The sequence below is a fragment of the Trichococcus alkaliphilus genome (genome assembly GCF_003008695.1).
GTDB classification, from domain to species: domain Bacteria; phylum Bacillota; class Bacilli; order Lactobacillales; family Aerococcaceae; genus Trichococcus; species Trichococcus alkaliphilus.
This window is the reverse complement of record NZ_PXZT01000015.1, coordinates 50,674-72,074: the sequence shown is the minus strand read 5'-3', so window position 1 is coordinate 72,074 and position 21,401 is coordinate 50,674. Positions and strand designations below refer to the sequence as shown.

Sequence of the window (21,401 nt, the reverse complement as noted above, 5' to 3'; positions counted from 1 at the left end):
CCTTGCACATTTGGTTCGTTCATTCTTTATTCAGTTTTCAAAGGTCAATCGATTATCACTTGGTACGTGATAGCTTATTTATAATATCGCAACTTTCCGATTTCGTCAAGAACTTTTTTGAATTATTTATTCTTATTATTCTTGAAGTAAAATCGCTTGAGCAGCAACTTTTATATATTATCATTACGAATCCGCACTGTCAACACATTTTTTGCGTTTAATTGTTCGGCGCTTCAGATAACTTATTAATACTAACACTTGGCCCTAGCCTTTGTCAATGCTTTTTGAACACAAAATTTACCAAACCGAGATTGTCTCTTTCAGTATCAGCGGATGCCCCGTGTACACTACTGCGAAAAAGGTGATCAGATCCAGCCCATTCGGCAAAAAAACTGCATCAGCAAGAACTTCCAAGGAGTCAGGAAGTCTTGCTGATGCAGTTTCTACAAGAACAATCACACGGAAATAGGCACTTTCCTAGCCAACAGAAAAGCCCGGAAGGCCGACTCGCCGGCATTTGCGATCAGTTTTTCTGTTTGCGAAATGGCTGTATCCAAATCCATCGGTTTGTTGATGATGTCCAAAACCAGATCGATGCCTGTCGCATAGATTGGACCAAGGTCATCGTCACTGCTGCCGACAACCGCGATGACCGGCAAGTGATATTTCTTCGCCAGTTTGGCGATGCCAACCGGCGCTTTTCCGTTCAATGATTGCGAATCCATTCTGCCTTCGCCGGTGATGACCAAATCTGCATCCTTGAAATGGGATTCGATATCGAGGATGGACAAAACTTTCGAGATGCCGCTGTAGCTTTTTGCTCCACAAAAAGCCATCAAACCGGCACCCAATCCTCCTGCAGCACCCGCTCCGGGCGCTTCAAGAACAGATATCCCTAAACATTCTTCGACCTTTTCCCCATAGTGATGCAATAACTGATCCAATTTACGGACATCTTCCGGGGTCGCCCCCTTCTGAGGCCCGTAAATATAGGATGCCCCATTCTCCCCGCATAAAGGGTTCGTTACATCGGACAGGATCGTGAAGGTGACGTCATGGATGCGTGTATCCAAACCACTGTCATCTATAGAAGCAATGTCACCCAACTTACCTGCACCGAACGGAATTTCATTCCCTTCGCTGTCCTTGAAAGAGACCCCCAACGCCTGCGCCATTCCGACTCCGCCGTCATTTGTGGCGCTGCCTCCGACACCGATGAAGATTTCTTTGACGCCGCAATCCAAAGCGGCACGGATCAATTCTCCTGTTCCGTAGGTCGTCGCGCGATAAACGTCATTATCCGCGAGGTTAACCAAGGTCAATCCCGACGCTTCAGCCATTTCGACGACGGCGATGTTTTCTTTGATGATGCCGAATTTTGCCTGGACTTTGTCGCCCATCGGTCCCGTGACTTCAGCATAGCGGTATTCCCCCTTGCATCCGATCACCAACGCATCCACAGTCCCTTCGCCGCCGTCAGCGACAGGAACCTTGACGATTTCCACTTTCCGGTTCAAGCGCAGGATTCCTTGTTCGATGTAGTCCTCTACCTGGATGGTTGACGCACTGCCCTTAAAGGAATCGGCAGCGATAACTATTTTAAATTTCTTCTCCATTAATTTTGCCCCCTTTCATTCAGCCTCCGCTGCATAGTTGTTTTGTTGGATGATCAATCGATATAACCTGCTTCTCGCATAAAATGCTTCATATTTTCAAGGGCTTCGCCTTTTGTTGCCTGCGTAGGGCGGATCGGTAAACCAACATCCAAGCCCATCAGATTGGCCATGTCCTTCGTAGCGGCCGGGAAGCTGCATTTGTCTTGGGAAAGGCGGATCGGATTGAGTGTGAACTGGTCCTTCAACGACCCTTCAAGATCACCGGCTACATATTTGTTGTAGATGCCGCTGACAAGTGTAGGATAGATGTTCGCGGTTGAGCAGACGCTTCCGACCGCTCCGACTGCCATTCCCGCAAAAATAATGGTGTCTTTTCCTGACAGAACATGGAATTCTATATCTTGGTTTCTTCGGACGAATTCGCTCAATTGGGTGATGTCCCCGCTGGAATCCTTCATACCGACGATATTCGCCACGTTGTGGGCCAGTTTTTCGACCAGATTTCCGGACATGGTATAGCCGGTTCTGCCTGGGTTATTGTAGAGCAACACTGCCGTATCAGGCACCGCGTCCGCAATGGCTTTGAAATGGTCGTACAGAGAATCCTCTGTCGGTTGGATGAACATCGGTTGCAACACCGAGATGCCATCGATGTCCAAAGCGGCAGCACGTTTCGCCAAACGGATACAATTGCGCGTGCGTATCGCCCCGATGCAGAAATAGACAGGCACACGTTTTTTCGCTTCATCCAAGATGATCTTCAATCCATCGATCATTTCATCTTCATCGAACATATAAAATTCACTGTTGCTCCCGAAAGCCAAAATGCCATGCACACCATTGTCAATGACATGGTTCACCATGAAGCGCAACTTCGCTTCATCAATATTTTCTTCTTTATCAACCGGGATTATGATCGGAACGATAATTCCTTTAACCTTTTCTATTTCTATAGCCATCATTTTCTTCCTTTCAAGTTTCGAGAGAGTATTTTTCCGAACCGACTGCCGCATCAAGTAGAAAGAAAAGCTGAACGAAAATCCGTTCAGCTTCGATGATTGATCAACAAGGCAGTCCGACTGAACTTATTATTACCAACGCCTATTCGCGTATCCATTTCCGGATCGCAATTTACCGATATTAACGGACCATTGCTGGGCGTTTGCCGTCGAAACTCCAACCTGGAATCAAGTATTGCATGGCGATGGCATCGTTACGTGCGCCAAGCCCGTTTTCCAGATACAGTTGGTGAGCAGCTTCGACTTTATCCATATCGATTTCAATACCTAAGCCGTATTCAGATGCGGGAACAGCAATTTCGCCGTCTTTGATTTTCGGCGTTTTGCTGCACAGTTCTTGACCATCCTGCCAGATGTAGTGCGTATCGCAGGCATTGATTTCGCCAGGAGCTGCCGCTGCCGTGTGGGCAACCATCGCCAAGGAAATATCGAAGTGGTTGTTCGAGTGAACGCCCCATGTCAAACCTAATTCGTGGCAAAGTTGCGCGACACGAACGGAACCTGACATCGTCCAGAAATGCGGATCCGCCAACGGAATTGTCACACTGTTCAAAGCCAGTGAGTGGGACATCTGTCTCCAGTCAGTCGCAACCATGTTTGTAGCTGTCGGCAGGCCTGTGCGTCTCACAAATTCGGACATGATTTCACGGGAAGAGAATCCGCCTTCAGCGCCACATGGGTCTTCGACATAAGTCAAAATTCCGTGCATGTCTTTGCATAACGCCACTGCTTCTTCCAACAACCAACCGCCGTTAGGGTCCAACGTGATGCGCGCTTCAGGGAAAGCTTCCTTCAAAGCTTTGATTGCTTTGATTTCTTCTTTGCCTTCAAGTACGCCGCCTTTTAGTTTGAAGTCTTCAAATCCGTAACGTTCATGCGTCGCTTTGGCAAGAGCGACAATCGATCCCGGCGTCATTGCTTCTTTACGGCGCAGTTTGCCCCAGTCATCCGAATTGTCGTCATTGTCAAGATAAGGCAAGTCAGTCTTGTCTTTGTCAGCTACATAGAACAAGTATCCAAGGAATTTCACGGATTCACGGACTTGGCCTTCACCAAGAAGTGCCGCTACAGGAACTTGGAAATGTTTGCCCAACAGATCCAACAAAGGCGCTTCCACCGCTGTCATCACATGGACAGTCGTGCGCAGGTCAAACGTTTGATTGCCGCGGCCGCCTGCATCCAAGCCGATATATTTATCTTTGATGTCGCGCAGGATATTTTTGTATTCTCCGATGTTGCGCCCGATGACCAAATCTTTTGCGTCTTCCAGCGTCTCTCTGATTTTTTCGCCTCCGGGAACTTCACCCAAACCGGTTTCCCCGTTGTCAGCCGTCAAAATCACGATGTTTCTTGTGAAATAAGGGCCATGCGCGCCGCTCAGGTTCATCAGCATGCTGTCATATCCAGCTACCGGAATTATTTTCATATCGACAATTTTTGGAGCACCGACTTGAACTTCTTTATTTACTGCCACTTCTGTTGCCATTTATAGATACTCTCCTTTTTCTGGTTCAATTTATTTTTTTGCTTCCATATTTCTTTAGGTATTATTTGCTTTCGATCGTCAACCCGTTGATGCTTTCGTAATACTTAGCGATGGCTGAGTGATCTTCTTTTTCCATGCCATGGATTTTCAGGGACTGCATGATTTCCATCATTTGCGATGTAAACGGCACGGATACATTGATTTCATGCGCTGTATCCAAAGTATTCTGAAGGTCCTTCATATGCAATTCGATGCGGAAGCCCGGGTCGAAGTTGCGGGACAGGATTTTCGGCGCTTTTTGGTTCATGACATTGCTGCCGGCCAACCCGCCTTTGATTGCTTCAAATACAAGTTGCGGATCGACACCGGCTTTTGTAGCCAATGCGAACGCTTCGCTGACAGCCGCGATGTTGATGGCAACGATCATTTGGTTCGCCAACTTCGTTACGTTACCGGCTCCAACTTCCCCGACATACGTTGCGGAACTTCCCATTGTCATCATCAGATCGTAATACGTGTCAAAAATTTCTTTTTTGCCTCCGACCATGATTGCGATTGTTCCGGCAATGGCTCCAGGCTCTCCGCCTGATACCGGCGCATCAAGGAATTCCACACCTGATTCAGCTAAAGTTGCGGCAAATTCACGGCTGGCGACTGGCGAAATCGAGCTCATGTCGATGATCGTTTTTCCGGCAGTCAAGCCTGAAGCGATGCCGTTTTCGGAGAACAAAGCAGCTTTTACGTTTGGAGAATTCGGCAGCATCGTGATGACCACTTCCGCGAATTCAGCCACCTCTTTACTGGTATTTCCTTCTTTTGCTCCAGCAGCGACCACTTCCGCTACCGCCGCTTTGTTGAAGTCGAACACCATCAACTCGTATCCTTCTTTGAGTACATTCTTCGCCATCGGTTTCCCCATGATCCCTAATCCAATAAATCCTACTCTCATTATTGTTACCCCTTTCATTTTATCATAATTTATATATGCACATTATTCTGGTTGTACGCTGTCAAATTCGATTCATGCTTTCGACTATCACCTTCCCGAATGCCGCTTTATTCTGCATAACATAGCTTGCTTGTGCCCCCGTCATTTCTGGTAAGCGTTTGAATATCTATAGTATATAGATTCTATATTTTAAATTATATATTTTACAAACCAAACATTTAAGGTAAAATAGAACAGAACTATGTCATCCAGCACATATTGCATCACTTTTTTCAGAACAGGAGGAACAGCATGGAAATAGCTGCCGGTCTTGCGCAGAGTATAGTTATCAGCATGAAAGAAATCATCAATCAGGAACTGAATTTCATCAACATCGACGGTATCATCTTGGCGAGTACGGATGACTCAAGAATCGGTGAACACCACGCTGGCGCCAAAAGGGTTATCGAGACAAAATCGGATTTGATAGTGGAATACGACGGCCAATATGAAGGGACGAAGAAAGGCATCAACATCCCCATCTACAGCGACCAGCATCTCGTGGGCGTCATCGGCATCACCGGCAACAAAGATGAAGTGGAAAAGTACGGAAAAATCATCAAAACAATGACCGAAATCCTCGTGAAAGACGCTTGGATAAAGGATGTTTCCTTCAAGAAACGCGATAATTACCGGATACTGATTGAAGAACTGTTGGCACCCACCTTTGACTTGGAGAATATCCAGACCCTCGCCAACGTATTGGAAATCAATCTGAACATACCCCGCATCGTCGTTGTTGGCCGCATCAAGAACCTATCGGTCGAACGAAATGAACAGATCGAAAATGTGATGAACCTCCTGAAGGTCATCCTCACGAATGACAATCAGACCATTTATAATGTAAATGGCCAGGATATTCGGATCCTTTTCAGAGATAACCTGCAGGAATCCGCCCTTCACTACCAGTTGAACAGCCTGATCCGCCAAGCGGAGCAGCAATACGGTCTGCAGCTGTACATTGGTGTAGGACTGGTCTGCGACAAGTTGACTGGATTCCGCACCAGCTTTGAACGAGCTGTTACAGCGTTGGATTGGGCAATCCTGAACTCGCACAACACAATCGAGTATTATTCCAAACTTGATCTGGGCATGATCCTCACGGATATTTCCAAAAACAAATCCGATGAATTCATCGACCAGATTCTGGGGAAATTGGATAAGAAAGAACTAGATGAATATGCCGAAATTCTCCCTATCTACGGCACCAATAACGGCAGCATCTATAAAGCCGCAGATGAACTGTTCATACATAAGAATACGTTGCAGTACAAACTGAACAAACTGCACAAAGTGACCGGATATAACCCCCGCGAACTGGACGACTACGCGATTTTGTCGCTCGCATTCAAATTGCAAAACATCCTGAACAGTCGATGACTGGCCGCTAGTTACTCTCGCTTTGTTCTTTCCGTAAAAAAACTCCTCATAAAACTAGCTATAATAAGCTATTTATGAGGAGTTCTTATTTTAACGATATTTAGCTTCAATAGCAGAAAATATCTATTCTCAACGCACGAAACAAGGTCGACTGGAATCGAATTTCCAATCCTTAATAAAATACTGCATCGCAAGCGTATCATCACGATCATGGTACGGAATACTATTATACAATTCATTTGCTTTCAGTAATTTTTCCATATTGATTTCTATGCCTAGACCCGGTTTGTCGGATATCTTGATTTTACCATCTCTTATTTGAACAGGATTATCACATAATTCTTGTCCATCCTGCCAAATATAATGCGTATCAACAGGTGTGATTTTCCCTGGTGCTGCCGCAGCAACTTGCGCAAACGTTGCTAAAGTGATATCAAAGTGGTTGTTAGAATGCGACCCCCATGTCAAGCCCCAGTCATTTAACAAATACGCCATCCGAATACTACCGTTCAGAGTCCAGAAATGAGGATCTGCCAATACAATATCGACAGATCTCAGTGCTGCCGCATGATGGAATTGGCGATAATTTGTGGCAATCATATTTGTAGCGACTTTAAATCCAGTCGCATCCTTAAATTCAGCCATGATTTCACGACTGGAGAAGCCTTGCTCTGGTCCACAAGGGTCTTCGATATATGTCAAGATATCCTGTTTACCCTCACATAGTCGAATGGATTCTTCCAAGCTCCATGCCCCGTTAGGATCCAGATTGATTCTAGCATCCGGAAAAGCCTCCTTTAAGGCTTCAACAGCTCTCATTTCTTCTTCGCCTTTTAAGACACCTCCTTTTAACTTGAAGTTAGTAAATCCATAGCGTTGATGAGCTGCCTTTGCTTGGGCTACTATGCCTTCTGGAGTCAAGGTTTCCAATCGTCTTACACGATCCCAATCATCTTTGTGGTCTGTCTCCTGTATATAATCTAAATCAGTTTTATTTGGATCAGCTATGTAGAATAAGTAGCCTAAAAATTCTACTTCTGTCCTCTGAATACCACCATCACCCAATAGTGCTGCGATAGGCAGATTTAAAAACTTCCCTAACAAATCCATCATCGCACATTCTACAGCAGCTTCAGCCTTCACAACAAACTTCAGGTTACTGATATTAAGTTCCTGTAGGCCTTCACCGGAGTCATCAGGTGCATCCCAACCTCCTTTACGGATCGCAGTAATAACGGACCTGTAATTGGCAACTTCTTGCCCAACCACGAAAGGTTTGTAACTTTCCAACATTTTAGTTATGTCTTCACCACCATGTATTTCCCCAAGACCCTTGTTTCCTGTTTCATCTTCTAAAACAATAATATTGCGGGTAAAATAAGGTGAGTGGCAGCCACTAAGCGTTAATAATGCACTATCATATCCCGCTACCGGATAGACATCCATTTTCGTTACAATTGGCGAAATGTTTTTTTTCATAACAGACTCCTCATTTTTAATTTGCAGAGAAGAATTCTTCCCTTTCTTCCACAAAAATTACGGACACAACCTCAAAATAATGATCAAGTTATTTGGGCAGGGTTGAAAATTGCCAGATCATTATATATCTGGAGTTTATCGGCACAGGTCGTCTTATTACCGCTTGATACATCCAATATATACTCATACAACAGTCTGCCTGCCTCTTCCAATGTCGCTTCCCCTTTAGAGATGATGCCGGCATCATAATCCATAATATCGAACCACTTATTATAGAGTGCAGAATTCGTAGCTACTTTAATGACTGGGCATTGTTCCAGATTGTAGGGTGTGCCTCGTCCAGTAGAGAACACTTCAACAGTCATTCCGCTGGCTAATTGTTGCGTTCCACAAACAAAATCGCTTGCTGGCGTTGCCGCAAAGGTCATCCCGCTTTTTTTGATTTTTTCACCTGGGGCAAGGACATCCACAATCTCCGCAGTTCCGGATTTTGCCACAGACCCCATTGCTTTTTCGATGACAGTTGATAGACCGCCTTTTTTGTTCCCTGGTGATGGGTTCGCCGAACGATCAACCTCACCAACTTTTAGGTAGTCATCATACCAATTCAATTGTTGGATTAATTTGATCCGAGTTTCCTTATCCCTAACCCTTTTCAACATAATCTCAGAAGCATCACGGACCTCTGTAACTTCGGAAAACATGACTTTTGCTCCCTGTTGAACCAACAAATCGGCCGCATATCCGATGGCAGGGTTGGCTGTCATACCAGAGAACGCATCACTGCCTCCGCATTGCAAGCCCACCACCAGATTGCTCACCGGGACTCTTTCGCGTGTTCGCTTGTTGAGTCGTTGCAGCATGCTATCTGCCCGTTCGCAGATTTTATTGATCATGTCTTGGAAGCCATGGCATTCTTGAAGTACAACTAGATTTTCTGGATTGGTATCAGCCGTTACTTGAAAAGCATTTTCTGGAATGAACTTTTCACAACCTAACGACACCACTAATTTCTCATTTCCGAAATTAGGATTATCCGCTATATTACTGATAGTTCGTTGAGGGATAGCTGCTTCTTTCGCGTTTATTGCAACTCCGCATCCATAGAGGTGATTGATTTGAACAACTCCGTCTACATTAGGGTATTTGGGTAGAAGTTCTTTCTTAATCTCATCAATCGCGCGATCCACTACACCTTTTACGCATTGAACGGTAATGTTGATGGCCAGAATATTCCGGGTACCTACTGTTCCATTCTCGTTCCGGTATCCCCAAAAATAATCGCTTTCCAAAGGTGAATCATTTTCAAAGCGATAGTCCACCTCAAAGGGAATGTTTTCTAGCATAGCTTCATCCAGGCTGGGGTTCTCAAGGATATACATTGATTTTTCGGAAACCCAGGAACCTTGTGGTATATCGTGCAATGCATAACCGATTGCTACACCGTAGCGAATGATCGGTGCATCCTTTTTGATTGGTTCCAAGGATATCTTTTGGCTGAAGGGGATATCTTCTACTATACTTAAACCCTCCCAGACGCTTGTATTTGCAAATAAACCTTGTTCATTTGTAACCACAGCGACATTATCGTTTTCCGCAATTTTAATGATGTCGATCGTGTTCTTCATCTAATCTTCTCCATTCCATTGACTTCATTCACTAAACAATACCTAACTTCAGAATGTTACACGATACCCATTTGAGCAAGACCTACCGCAATAAATGACAGAATGAACGGCCAAACTGCACCTAACCAAAATTCATGATAGTATCCTTGTTTGTGAGTCAATTTTGTATAATTCAAACGGTTGATTACTGATCCGTTATTCGGTAACGAGTCCAATCCATAACAAGAAATATTTACAATTCTATGAATGACATCCGGGTTGACTCCCATATCCAAAAATCTCTGTCCGAATGCTTCAAGAGCAATTCCTTCACCACCAGATGCCGATGCCGAGATACCAGCAATTAAGTTAGTAGCTAATGCCAATTGGATTAATGGAGGTCCTGGAATTGCATCTAAGCCGCTGACCAAAAATTCAAATCCTGGTACTGCTTTGATGACGCCACCAAAACCAACAACAGCACATACATTGATGATAGATAGTGCAGCTGTTTTACCACCAGCACTCATTGTTCCCCAAATATCAGGGAATTTTTTCCAATACAGAATAGCACATGTCACACATCCAAATGTCAACGCAGCCTCAGGGGCAAATTTAAGAATATTCATGGTAATCAACAGCACCAACGAAGGCGTTAACGCTTTCAAAACAGACCCAGTTTCTTGGTCAAGGTATGCTACTCCATGTGATTCTTCAATAATTGTTTTGTTGATTTCTGCTCCAGTAGGCAAGAAACCTTCGCCTTTTTTCTCTGACATCGCTAGAGCTACTTTAATGTAGACTGCACCTACAATGATACACAACACTGCAGCTATGACACCGATCCAAGGGCCTGAAGTCGGTGTAGTCCCAAGATAATCTATCGGAATCAAATTTTGGATAGCTGGCGAACCAGGAAGAATAGCCGTCCACATTGAACCACCATATACAATCATCGCAATGATGAAATGCCAAGGAATATCCAATTCTTTGAACAACACCTTGCAGATTGGAGTCATTGTGAAGATAACGACGAATCCACTAACACCTCCATAAGATAATACAGCGGTAATCATGGCAAGTCCCATGATTGTTGCATATTTTGCATTTGTCCCGGCTTTTCTTGCTACGCGCGCAACTGCTATTGAGATATCTTTAGCAGCACCACATTCACCCAACATAGCCCCCAAAATACATGCAGGCAGAAATAACAAGAAGTTTGCTTCAGCAAAACCAGCAAACGCTTGTGCATACCCAGTTGTCAACCCTTCAACTACTGGTTGAGCCGCAAAAAGTAAAACTACCCCACTGGCGATTGGACCAAGAACCAACAAAGGCAACCCTTTGAAAGAAAGCCAAATCAGTAAAACGATACCTATAATCATACCAATCAAACTAATCAAACCGATACTCATTATATAACCTCATTCCTTTTTATTATATTTTATAATCATGAAAATTATTACTATTTATTATGAGCAAACCAATCTGTGAATCTGTTAAATTGCATAATGAGCTGTTCTGTTAATAACTTCACTCCTTTCATAATTGAAAATCAAAGAGATTTTTACAGATAATTCAAACAAACCCTAACAACAATATTTGTACAGATGATTATTGAAGCGCTTTAATAACGATAGTATACGCTTACTGTATTTTATTTAATATGGTTCATGTTACAATATTTCATCAATGTTTATCTCCCTAAATTGTTACACAGGACACATTAAAGGAAATTTTGAATCATTTAACCAAATTAGGACCCGTATTTTGCGATTTTCACGAGGCACCTAGCTATTTACGCTGCATTGGACGTATTCATTTGCAGTAAACATTTCGGCTTGTTAATAATATCACTTGTTTTGGGATATGTATTTTTTCATAACATCACAAAAAAACGTCGCAGCGGATAGTGCTAAATACTATCCGCTGCGACGCTTTTTATTTTGGAATTACTCCCAGATATTCATTACCGATTATCATCGGACACCTTGAATACAGATTTTATTTCTTCCACACTCAGCAGATTGCCCGGAATGCCCAAAGCCTGTGCGATTTTCATGGCTTGGGGCTGATCCAGATAAGCCTGTTGCAGGAGCTCTCTTTTACTGAAGACTTCCCTTGTATCGCCTTCGAGCAGCAATTGTCCTTGGCTGAAGACGACGATGCGTTCAAAAACTGCCGCCGCAAAATCCATGTCATGCAGAATGCACAGTACGGCTTTGCCTTCTGCTTGCAGATCTTCGATCACTTTTCTGATGATCGCTTTCCCGGCAACGTCCTGCCCCATGGTAGGCTCATCGAAGATGACGATGGGCGTATCCATCGCCAAAATCGAAGCCAACGCCACCATCTTTCTTTGCGCTAAATTAAGATCGTACGGGTTCACCTTCTCGACGTCAGCCAGCTCTACTTGCGCCAAAGCCGCGCGGGAACTGTCCTTTGCCTCATCCAAGGACAGCCCGATGTTCAATGGACCGACCATGACCTCATCCAAAACCGTATTCTTGAAAATCTGGTCATCCGGGTTCTGAAAAACCAGGCCGATTTTCTTGGAAATCTGGGCAACCGTCAAAGTCGAAAGATCAGTACCGTCCAGCAGAATCCTGCCGGAATCGGGGCGCAACAGCCCCTTCAGCAGTTTCACGAAGGTCGTTTTCCCCGAGCCGTTCTGCCCGATGATGGCGGTTTTCCGGTCATCCAGCACCAGACCGATGCCCTTTATGACGGGAGTCGCTTTATCGTAGGCAAAATGCAGCCTTTCTATTTCCAGTTTATTCATGCGGAACACCCTCTTCCGCAAGCAATCCTTTCAGATCATCCAATGCCACAGGGTACTGCCCATTGGCCTTCCGCTTATTCAAGTGGCGGGCAATCGCTGTCACAGCTGGCGGTTGCACTCCCAGAGAAGCCAAATCCTCGCGTGAAAAAACGGCTTCGGGTATGTCATATGCGATCAATTTTGCATCAGCCAAAAGCAAGACCCGGTCTGCATACTGCGCGATTTTTTCCATCTTCTGCTCAGCCATGATGATTGTGATGCCTTCTTTCGTAAGGCTCTCCACCACCTTGAAGACCTCTTCCGACCCTTGCGGATCCAGTTGGGAAGTGGGTTCATCTAAAATCAGCACTTTCGGCTTCATCGCGACCACGCCGGCGATCGCGACCCGCTGCATTTGCCCGCCGGAAAGATCGAATGGGTTCTTGTCCTTCACTTTGCGGATGTCCAGCAAGTCCAGGCTTTCTTCGATCCGCTTGATGATTTCGTCGCGCGGCAGTCCCATGTTCTCCAGACCAAAGGCGATTTCTTCATATACCGTAAAACGCGAGCCGGTGATCTGGGAAAACGGATTTTCGAACACCAAACCGGCTGCTGCAGTGACTTCACTCACATCCGTCGTGCGCACATCCAAACCAGCTATCATCACCGATCCGCCGTAGGCCCCTTTGAAGAAGTGCGGCACCAAACCGCTGAGCGCATAGCACAAAGTCGATTTTCCGGCGGTGTTCCTTCCGATCAGGCCGATGAATTCGCCTTCCTCGACCGAAAAGCTGATGCCGTCCAATGCCAATTTGGTCGTGTCGGGATAGCGATATTTCAGATCCTTCACTTCTATGATGCTCATCCCATCAGCCTCCAGACGATTAAACCAGCCAGAATCAACAACAGTAGGATATTCAGCAACGTGCTAAAGCGATAATTTTTTGCTTCATTCAGATAGGTTTTCGGCGTATCCCTGTCGAAGCCGCGGACATCGAGCGCAATCGCTCTTTCCCGGGTATCATTGAGGGCGTTCAGGATGACCGGACCCAATAACGGGAAGAAAGCCTTTATCCGGACAAACAGGCTACCCTCAGTCTCCATCCCGCGCGACCGTTGTGCATCCTGGATTTTGCCGTACGTAGCCCGAAGCTGCGGAATGATCTGCAGGACCGACAAGATGACATAGCCGATTTTCGGCGACATGCCTTTCTGCTGCAGCCGCTCGACTAGTTCCGTCGGCGAAGTCGTCAGCACCAACACCCCAAAGGCGCTGACCATATTGATGACGCGCATGGTCAGACGAAAGGCGATAACCAGGCCCTCTTTGTAGAATTTTATCGGACCCAATTCATATAGCAACGTTTCATTAGCAGGATTGAAAAACCCTTGCACAATGACAATCGACAGAATCAATAAAAAACTGAGTGCGATCACCGGCAAAATATTGCGGAAAACTTTTCCTACCAACAAGATGCCAAAACTGGTCAGCATGACTGCCCCGACTTCCCATAAATCATCCAATACATAGGCTGCGGCGATGCTTACGACGACATAAAGCATCTTCGTCAACGGATCCAGGCGATGGATCGGCGAGTTTCGCGGCACATACAATGTCATTGCATCCATTCAAATCAGCCCCTATAATTCTTCTATCGCGCCATCCTTCAGGAAGGTGTTCGTAAGTTTCTTCGGCAAGCCCTTGAAGACAAAATAACTAATGAGCACCGTCACTAACTTATCCGGCACATCGACAACGATGCTGTCCAGGAAAGAAGCCAGCCACTGCGGTTGCCCATTCGAAATCAGCAAAGCGTAGAGGGCATCCCCCCAGACATTACCGGTCTGTCCACCCCAAAAGAGGATGTTCAAAGGCGTCGAAACGGTGGCCGCAACCACACCTATGATCAACCCGGCCAACAGCACGGTCTTGATGTCCTTGAACCAGCCTTTAGCGGCAAACAGACCCGCCATCAAACCGATGACTGCGCTGGTGATCGCATACACTGTCGAAATCGGATCGGCCGTCACGCCGTAGATGACGTTGTTGATGATCCCGGAAGCAGCACCGATTACAGGCCCCGCCAACATACCGGACAATACCGTTCCGATCGAGTCCAACCAAAGCGGCAGACGCAATACGCCCGCGATGTATTTACCGAGATAATTGATCCCGATCGCGATCGGGATCAATACGATGGAAGCCGTAGATAACTTGTAGCTCAGTTTATTTTTTGTTTCTGCATTCATTTTATTCTCCTCCTTTTGCCTGATGCCATGCATGGAAAGCGGATAATGCCAGTTTGATTTGATTCTGTTCCCCTTGCTTGGTGGCCGATTCTCCGGAAACGAATTGACGGACGCCTTCCGCCATCCCTTCTTCCGGACCGACGACGACATTCAGCAGCGAAGCGGTCTTCAACCCCCTCAGCGCCCCAACAACGAACAAAGTGGCTGTTTCCATATCCGATCCGATGATGCCGTTTCCGCTCCAATAAGCAGTAAGTTGCGCTTCACGGGCGGTGTAGAAGCTGTCGTGGCTGCGGACAATCCCCAAACGATGAGGGATCCGCTCCGTTTCCGCAATTGTCCGCAGATGAATCAACAAATCCAAATCAGCCACGGCGGGATATGTGGAATCGACATAGGCCTTGCTGGCGCCATCATCCCGGACCGCTGCCGTCGCGATGATCACATCTCCCAAATGCACTGCTGGATGCAAGGACCCGCAGCTGCCGATGCGGATGATGCCTTCTATTCCGATCTTTGCCAACTCTTCGATGGCTATCGCTGTGGATGGCCCGCCGATTCCGGAGGAAATGACGAGCACCTTCATTCCTTGATAAGTCCCCAGAACACTCTTGTACTCACGGTTGAACGCCAAATCGACAGCGTCCTCCAACAGCAGTTTCGCTCTTTCAACGCGGGCTGGATCACCCGGCAACAGCGCATATTTCACATCCAGATCGGCTGATAACTGAATATGCGCTTGCAGTGTTTGTTCCATTTCTCCACCGTCCTTTTAGCAACGTTCGACTCCGGAATAGCCAGACAAAACTTCAAGATACTGATACCCTATTCTGAACTTAGTATAGCACAGAGCCCATCGTCTGGCATCGGATAACCCTTGATGGAAAAGGACCTTCCCGGTGCAAAAAGAAGCAGTCTCTTATAAAACGAGAGTTGCTTCTGATGCTTTCTTACTTATTAGCCTCACTGGACGAACAGCGCCGCAAGCGGGATCAATCCCACCATCATGACGCCGGAAACGACCATCGCCAGACTGCTCATGGCACCCTGCAGTTCGCTTGTTTTCAACGATTCGGCCGTCCCCATAGCGTGGGAAGCCGCGCCCAAAGCCAAGCCTTTCGCGATCGGTTCTTCGATCTTGAAGATTCTGAAAATCAGGCCGGAAACCACCGTCCCGAAAATACCGGCGAAGATGACCCCGGCCACGATGATCCCTGCGACCCCGCCGATCAATTCGGTCGTATCCAAGGCAATCGCCATCGTGATCGAACGCGCCAAAGTGGAAAGGGTCGTTATTTCGCTCATTTGAAGAATCAGGGCCAAGCCGATGATCGTGACCAGGCCGCTGATCATCCCCACCAGACAACTGATCAATACGACCCAGCTGTTCTCGCGTAAAATTTTGAACTGCCGATAGACCGGAACAGCTAGGCATATCGTGGCCGGCGTCAGGAGATCGGTCAAGACTTGCGCGCTTTTTTGAAAAACGGCAACTTCGACGTCCAGGACAAGGATCAAGACCATCACCAGGATCGTCCCGATCAGCAAAGGATTCATGAATGCATAGGGATATTTTTTGTTAAGCTTCAATCCGATCATGAAGGCGCCCAAGCTGATGAACAGCCCGAGATATTTTGTCGTCTGCAACAGATGATCAACCATTCCCGTCAGCCTCCTTCGCTTTCTTCCTTCTTATCAATCCCTGAGCCAACAGGCCGCTCGTCGCCAAAATCACGATGGTGGATCCGATGTTGACGGCAATCCAGCTGGCGAAATTTTCGGCGATTTGCCCGTAGGAAGTGATGAGTCCAGCCCCGCTCACAACGAACAGAGCAGGCATGATGCCCAACAGCAGATTGGCGGCACTTTCCACTTGCTTGAGCTTCAACACTCCCGTCATCAGCAACAAGAACAGCAGCGACATGCCGTAGATGCTGGCCGGAATAGGCAGCGGAATGAAGATGGCCAGCAATTCGCTTACGGCCGAAATAGCGATGATGACGGTAAATTGTTTTAAATACTGCATAATGGAGCGGCTCCTTCCTTGTCCAAAGCAATCCGGAATTTCTCAGTATCCAGTATACCGACTTCCAAGCCGAAACGATATATCCCGCAAACCAAAATCTTGCTTTCCGGGTCGGTTTAATCCTGTTACACGATACATACGACGGGTTAATGATGTATAATAAGCCGTGGAGTAAATGAACAAGAACAGAAAGAAGGCGAAAATAAATGAACTTAGAAAAATTGATTGAAAAGATTGCAGCTTTCAAAGCAAGCCATCCCGAAGGTACATTTGAATTCTTCGTGCAACCGCAAAGGGATTTGGATGATCTTTATGCCGAACTGCTGATACTTGATGTAACAACAGATGCAGAGGGAAACGCTACAGCCCGCGCTGAAGAAGCCTTGATCACGTTGGAAAACCCGTCAAATGATGAATTGGCAATGCTTGAAGACATCGCTGAGTCCTTAAAACAATATCTATAAAAAAACTCCCCGAAGGACCTGCAAAAATGCAGGGCTCCTTCGGGGAGTTTCTTTATCTTCAATTAATTATTCGGCTACTGCTGCCGGCACTGCGTCAGCGGAAGCAAACGTTCCGATCGGCAGATGATCGTTCAACAGTTCCGATTCCGGATCCAATGCAGCTTTCTGTTTCACTCCGGTTGTCCAGTAAAGTGCCATAATCGCAACGGTCGCAACCAGACCTACTAAGTAAGTGGCTGGCTGCAGCCCCATCCGGAATCCGATCGGCTCGCTCAGGATATAGACGACACAGGCATATAGCATGAATGTTGCAGGCAATAAGGTAACCAAGTAATTTTTATTTTTTAGATACAAGTAACGCGTCGACATCAGCAAGGCGATAACCGCTGTGACTTGGTTCGCCCAGTTGAAGTATCTCCAGATCAGATTGAAATCCACTTTAGTAAGGAAGAACGAGATGACAAACAACGGAAGCGTCATCATCAATATTTTTTTCATCGAATCCTGTTTGATGTTCATGTAGTCAGCCAAGATTGTGCGCAGGCTTCTGAATGCTGAAAGTCCTGATGAGATCGGCAATACGATGACACCGATGATGGCGACCGTACCGAAGACATTCCCCAATAACATAGTGGAAACTTGGTTGACGACGACTGATGGTGTCCCTGCATCGATCATTTGGCTCAACGTTTGGCCGTCGAACAAGGCCATGGAAGCGCCAGCCCAGATCATGGCGATGACGCCTTCGGCAATCATCATGCCGTAGAAAAGGAAGCGGCCTTCCCGCTCGTTAGTGGACGTCCGGGAAACCATCGGCGCTTGGGTCGCATGGAAACCGGAAATGGCGCCACAGGAAATCGTAAAGAAGATTGCCGGGAAAATCGGTGTGCCTTTCGGATGGAAATTTTGCATAGTGCCCATCGTCAATTCAGGCAGGTTATGGCCGCCAGTCAACAAGCTGATTCCGATAGCGATCGTGCTGATGATCAGAATCGCGCCGAACCAAGGATAGACTTTCCCCATCGCCTTGTCGATCGGCAGGATGGTGGAGATGAGATAGTAAGCGAAAATCAGCATGGTAATGATGCCGATCGTCATCCAATCGGGTGTGATGCTGGCGATCAGATTGGCGGGTGACGTGACGAAGACAGTGGCCACCAGCATCAACAGCAGCATGGCGAAGATGTTGACAACGTGCTTGACCGGTTTGCCCAGATATTTGCTGGTCAATTCCGGCAAGTGCGCGCCGTCGTTCCGCAAAGAGATCATTCCGACCATGTAATCATGGACGGCTCCTCCGAAGATGCAGCCGACAATGATCCAGATGTAGGCGACTGGCCCGTAAAGCGCTCCCATAATCGGCCCGAAAATAGGACCTGTTCCGGCAATATTCAATAGTTCAATGATGGCATTTTTTGATTTTGACATCGGGACAAAGTCATATCCGTCCTTCAGCGCTTCAGCAGGGGTCGTTCTTTCCGTATCGATGGAAAAGTTCTTTTCGATGTAGCGCCCATAAGTAAAGTAACCTAGAATCAGTAAGGCGATTCCTCCAAGTAAAGTAAGCATCTTGTTTCCTCCTTCAAAATAAATGTGCGGCCAACACGTTCTTTCTATGCCCTTACTTTACTGGAGAAAAAGAAAATTTTGAGTCATTTGCGCCCGAAACGACAAAACTGCAGGCTGAGTTGCACGCCCGCAGTCCTGAAATTCATTTATTTGTTGATCAGATGCCTACTTTTCCCTTAAATTCCTTCATATAAGAACGGCTGACGGGTATCTTCAAGCCGTTGCTCATCGTAAGTTGGAAAGTATGGTTAAACCATGGTTGGATTTCCTTTATTTCCTTCAGATTGATGAGAAAGGCGCGATGGACCCTCAGGAAAGGATGTCCGCCAATTTTTTTCTCGAGCGCACTGAGCGGCTCGTGGATGATGTACTCCATATTTTTCGTATAGATGGTCGTTTCGCCGTTCTCGATTCCGATGGCGATGATTTCCGGGACCTGCAGCATATAAATCCGCTCGTCCATCTGGATGGGCAGCACCTGCAATCCCGCATCCTGTCGCTTCGCTGGTTCCGGCTCTCCGATCTGTTGCTTGCGATATTGTCCGTAGGCTTTTTTGACCGCTTGCTGGATCCGTTCCAGTTCAAAAGGCTTCAGGACGTAATCGGTCGCATTCAGCTCAAACGCTTTGATGGCATAGTCATCATAGGCCGTCGCAAAAATGATCAGCGGCGGGTTCTTCAGTTTATTGATTTTGCCGGCCAGCGAGAGGCCACTTTCATTCGTCAGGTGGATGTCCAAAAAAATCAGATCCACCGGGTCCGCGAGCATCGCTCCCAGCGCTTCTTCGATCGAATCCGCTTGGGCAATGGCGCTCACGCCTTCGCATTTCCCCAGCAGGTAGGCCAGTTCATCCCTTGCCAATGGTTCATCATCCACAATCAATACCCGCATTCTCATCCCTGCCTTTCTTGATAAGGTACCGTGCAATAGACGGTTGTTCCTGTTGGTGAAGATACGAAATGCAATTTGGCCGATTCGCCGAACAGGCTGATCAGCCGTTTATTCAGATTTTCCAATGCCGAGCCGGTCCCTTCAACCGAAGGCACAGCTTCTTTGCCCAATTTCTCCAAGCGACTGGAGTCGATGCCTTCTCCGTTGTCCCGGACGGAAATGAATACCCCGTCAGGACTGTTCTTCACATCGATCCATACCCGATTATCTGTTTTCCGGCTGCCGAAAGCATGCTTGAACGCGTTCTCCAACAGAATCTGGATCAGGAAAGGCGGCAATAGCACCTCTTCCATGCCTTCCTCTATGGAAATGTCGACTTGGTAGCGGTCCGGGAAACGGGCTTGCTCCAACGAACGGTAAGCTTCCACCTGCGTGAGTTCCTTCATCAACGGAATCAAGTTGGTGCGGGCGCCCTGCAGATTGGCCCGGAAAAAATTGCTGAGTTGGAGCAGCAGCCTGCGCGCCTGTTCGCTGTCGACCCGGATCAGTGCCGAGACGGTGTTGATGGCGTTGAAGAAGAAATGCGGATTCACTTGCGCCTGCAAGGATTTGATTTCCGCATCCTGGAGCAGTTTGCTCTGCAATTCGATTTCGCCCAATTCGATCTGGCTGGAAAAGATATTGCCGAGGCCTTCCGCCAACTGCCTTTCGACAAAGGTCAATTTCGCCGCATCCGTGAAATACAGCTTCAAAGTGCCGATCGTTTTCCCTTGCGCCTTGAGCGGGATGACGAGCGCCGCTTGCAAAGGACAGCCCGGATGGTTGCAGCCGATTTCGTCATGGGAATGGACTTCCCTGATTTCCCCTGTCCGCAGCACTTCTTTTGACAGTTCGGTCAATATTTCGTTCGAGGCGATGTGGTGGTCGCTGGCTGCGCCGACATAGGCCAAAATCCGTTCGGTGTTCGTGATGCTGACGGCGGATACCTTCATCAATTGTTGAATGATTTTGGCCGCCTCCGTGCACGAAGCCTCGTTCATGCCGGAACGGAAAAAAGGCATCGTCTCGTTCGCCAATTGGAGCACATCATGCGTCTGCACCGCTTTCGTCTGTTCGACTTGGCGCAACGTGGAGCCGATGATGGAAAGGAAAATGCCGGTCCCCATGCTGTTGACGAGGATCATCGGAAAGGCAATGAACCTCACCAGATCCCAAGCTGCCTGAAGATTGCGGCTCAACACCAGGATACTGAGCATCTGGACCGCCTCCGTCGCGGCTCCAATCATAAAGCCTTCCTTTATCGTCGGATAGGTATTTTTCCGCATCGTTTTGGTGCCGTACAGACCGGAAATGAGCCCGATCAAGATGGAAGAAATCACATAAATATAGGCCTCTTCCCCGCCTTGGAAGAAACGGATGACGCCCGAGATGATGCCGACGGATGTGCCGACCAACGGCCCGCCGATCAGACCGGCGACGCCGATCGTGAGCACCCGCGTGTTCGCCAAGGACGCTCCCTCCGAAAGTTTCATCAGTACCTGGTCGGATACGATGCGGTCCTGACTGATCTCAACGCCTGTATAGTTCGAGATGACCGCGAATATTCCGAATACGACAATCAGCGCCACTTTGGTGCTCAAGCGTTGACGTTCGCCCAATTTGTCCCTGAAATAGTGGGTATTCATCAAAAGGTAGGCCAATATGATGATCAGCCCGACCCGCTCCAATATCAAAATGAATAGATTAAACATGGCCGCTCCTTTCCGGAAAATGATTATCTTTAGTTTACACCAGAAGTAACTAATTTGTGCACAAAAAACGATAGCCCAAGCTTCGCGCTTCAGGCTATCGTTCCTTTATCAAG

19 protein-coding genes are annotated in these 21,401 nt (G+C 47.1%); 2 read left to right on the top strand and 17 right to left on the bottom strand.

Annotation, left to right across the window (positions count from 1 at the left end; all coding sequences use genetic code 11):
- Positions 1-455: 455 nt before the first annotated feature.
- The 4 genes from C7R73_RS11590 to garR all read right to left on the bottom strand — a co-directional run bounded on the left by C7R73_RS11590 (position 456) and on the right by garR (position 5,070).
- On the bottom strand, positions 456-1,616 hold the full coding sequence (locus C7R73_RS11590; protein WP_106450657.1) for a glycerate kinase: 1,161 nt from the start codon (positions 1,614-1,616) through the stop codon (positions 456-458).
- Positions 1,617-1,669: 53 nt separating this feature from the next.
- Positions 1,670-2,575, bottom strand: a complete 906-nt coding sequence (locus C7R73_RS11585; protein WP_205076519.1) for a dihydrodipicolinate synthase family protein — start codon at positions 2,573-2,575, stop codon at positions 1,670-1,672.
- Between the two features lie 181 nt (positions 2,576-2,756).
- Positions 2,757-4,121: an enolase C-terminal domain-like protein gene (locus C7R73_RS11580; RefSeq protein WP_106450656.1), complete on the bottom strand. Its 1,365-nt coding sequence runs from the start codon at positions 4,119-4,121 to the stop codon at positions 2,757-2,759.
- A 61-nt stretch (positions 4,122-4,182) separates the two neighbouring features.
- Positions 4,183-5,070, bottom strand: a complete 888-nt coding sequence (garR, locus tag C7R73_RS11575) for a 2-hydroxy-3-oxopropionate reductase (RefSeq protein ID WP_106450655.1) — start codon at positions 5,068-5,070, stop codon at positions 4,183-4,185.
- A gap of 291 nt (positions 5,071-5,361) precedes the next feature.
- On the opposite strand from garR, the gene C7R73_RS11570 reads away from it, so the two are divergent.
- The gene (locus tag C7R73_RS11570; RefSeq protein WP_106450654.1) at positions 5,362-6,489 is read left to right on the top strand and encodes a CdaR family transcriptional regulator; all 1,128 of its coding nucleotides are present in this window, start codon (positions 5,362-5,364) and stop codon (positions 6,487-6,489) included.
- Positions 6,490-6,618: 129 nt separating this feature from the next.
- On the opposite strand, the gene C7R73_RS11565 is transcribed toward C7R73_RS11570, so the two are convergent.
- The 10 genes from C7R73_RS11565 to C7R73_RS11520 form a co-directional block, all read right to left on the bottom strand.
- Positions 6,619-7,968 (bottom strand): glucarate dehydratase family protein, encoded by a 1,350-nt coding sequence (locus C7R73_RS11565; protein WP_106450653.1) that lies wholly within the window; start codon positions 7,966-7,968, stop codon positions 6,619-6,621.
- A gap of 83 nt (positions 7,969-8,051) precedes the next feature.
- Positions 8,052-9,596 (bottom strand): UxaA family hydrolase, encoded by a 1,545-nt coding sequence (locus tag C7R73_RS11560; RefSeq protein WP_106450652.1) that lies wholly within the window; start codon positions 9,594-9,596, stop codon positions 8,052-8,054.
- Positions 9,597-9,652: 56 nt separating this feature from the next.
- Complete coding sequence (locus C7R73_RS11555) at positions 9,653-10,990, bottom strand: GntP family permease (RefSeq protein WP_106450651.1); 1,338 nt, start codon at positions 10,988-10,990, stop codon at positions 9,653-9,655.
- 554 nt (positions 10,991-11,544) lie between these two features.
- Positions 11,545-12,357 carry an energy-coupling factor ABC transporter ATP-binding protein gene (locus C7R73_RS11550; RefSeq protein WP_106450650.1) on the bottom strand — a complete coding sequence of 271 codons (813 nt, stop codon included), beginning with the start codon at positions 12,355-12,357 and terminating at the stop codon, positions 11,545-11,547.
- A complete protein-coding gene (locus C7R73_RS11545) occupies positions 12,350-13,201 on the bottom strand; it encodes an energy-coupling factor ABC transporter ATP-binding protein (RefSeq protein WP_106450649.1) in 852 nt (283 codons plus the stop codon). The genes C7R73_RS11550 and C7R73_RS11545 overlap by 8 nt, the downstream gene beginning before the upstream one ends.
- Positions 13,198-13,965, bottom strand: a complete 768-nt coding sequence (locus C7R73_RS11540; RefSeq protein WP_106450648.1) for an energy-coupling factor transporter transmembrane component T family protein — start codon at positions 13,963-13,965, stop codon at positions 13,198-13,200. The genes C7R73_RS11545 and C7R73_RS11540 overlap by 4 nt, the downstream gene beginning before the upstream one ends.
- A gap of 12 nt (positions 13,966-13,977) precedes the next feature.
- Positions 13,978-14,586 (bottom strand): ECF transporter S component, encoded by a 609-nt coding sequence (locus tag C7R73_RS11535; protein ID WP_106450647.1) that lies wholly within the window; start codon positions 14,584-14,586, stop codon positions 13,978-13,980.
- Position 14,587: 1 nt separating this feature from the next.
- A complete protein-coding gene (locus tag C7R73_RS11530) occupies positions 14,588-15,343 on the bottom strand; it encodes a nucleoside phosphorylase (protein ID WP_106450646.1) in 756 nt (251 codons plus the stop codon).
- Positions 15,344-15,549: 206 nt separating this feature from the next.
- The gene (locus tag C7R73_RS11525; protein ID WP_106450645.1) at positions 15,550-16,248 is read right to left on the bottom strand and encodes an LrgB family protein; all 699 of its coding nucleotides are present in this window, start codon (positions 16,246-16,248) and stop codon (positions 15,550-15,552) included.
- The gene (locus tag C7R73_RS11520) at positions 16,241-16,612 is read right to left on the bottom strand and encodes a CidA/LrgA family protein (RefSeq protein ID WP_106450644.1); all 372 of its coding nucleotides are present in this window, start codon (positions 16,610-16,612) and stop codon (positions 16,241-16,243) included. Before C7R73_RS11520 ends, C7R73_RS11525 begins: the two co-directional genes overlap by 8 nt.
- 206 nt (positions 16,613-16,818) lie before the next feature.
- Here C7R73_RS11520 and C7R73_RS11515 point away from each other — a divergent pair, with 206 nt between their 5' ends.
- Positions 16,819-17,076 carry a hypothetical protein gene (locus tag C7R73_RS11515; RefSeq protein ID WP_106450643.1) on the top strand — a complete coding sequence of 86 codons (258 nt, stop codon included), beginning with the start codon at positions 16,819-16,821 and terminating at the stop codon, positions 17,074-17,076.
- Positions 17,077-17,142: 66 nt separating this feature from the next.
- On the opposite strand, the gene C7R73_RS11510 is transcribed toward C7R73_RS11515, so the two are convergent.
- From C7R73_RS11510 to C7R73_RS11500, 3 genes are all read right to left on the bottom strand, one after another.
- A complete protein-coding gene (locus C7R73_RS11510; RefSeq protein ID WP_106450642.1) occupies positions 17,143-18,645 on the bottom strand; it encodes a carbon starvation CstA family protein in 1,503 nt (500 codons plus the stop codon).
- 157 nt (positions 18,646-18,802) lie between these two features.
- Positions 18,803-19,537, bottom strand: a complete 735-nt coding sequence (locus tag C7R73_RS11505) for a LytTR family transcriptional regulator DNA-binding domain-containing protein (protein WP_106450663.1) — start codon at positions 19,535-19,537, stop codon at positions 18,803-18,805.
- 2 nt (positions 19,538-19,539) lie between these two features.
- Positions 19,540-21,288, bottom strand: coding sequence for a sensor histidine kinase (locus tag C7R73_RS11500; RefSeq protein ID WP_106450641.1), 1,749 nt, complete (start codon positions 21,286-21,288; stop codon positions 19,540-19,542).
- Positions 21,289-21,401: the final 113 nt, after the last annotated feature.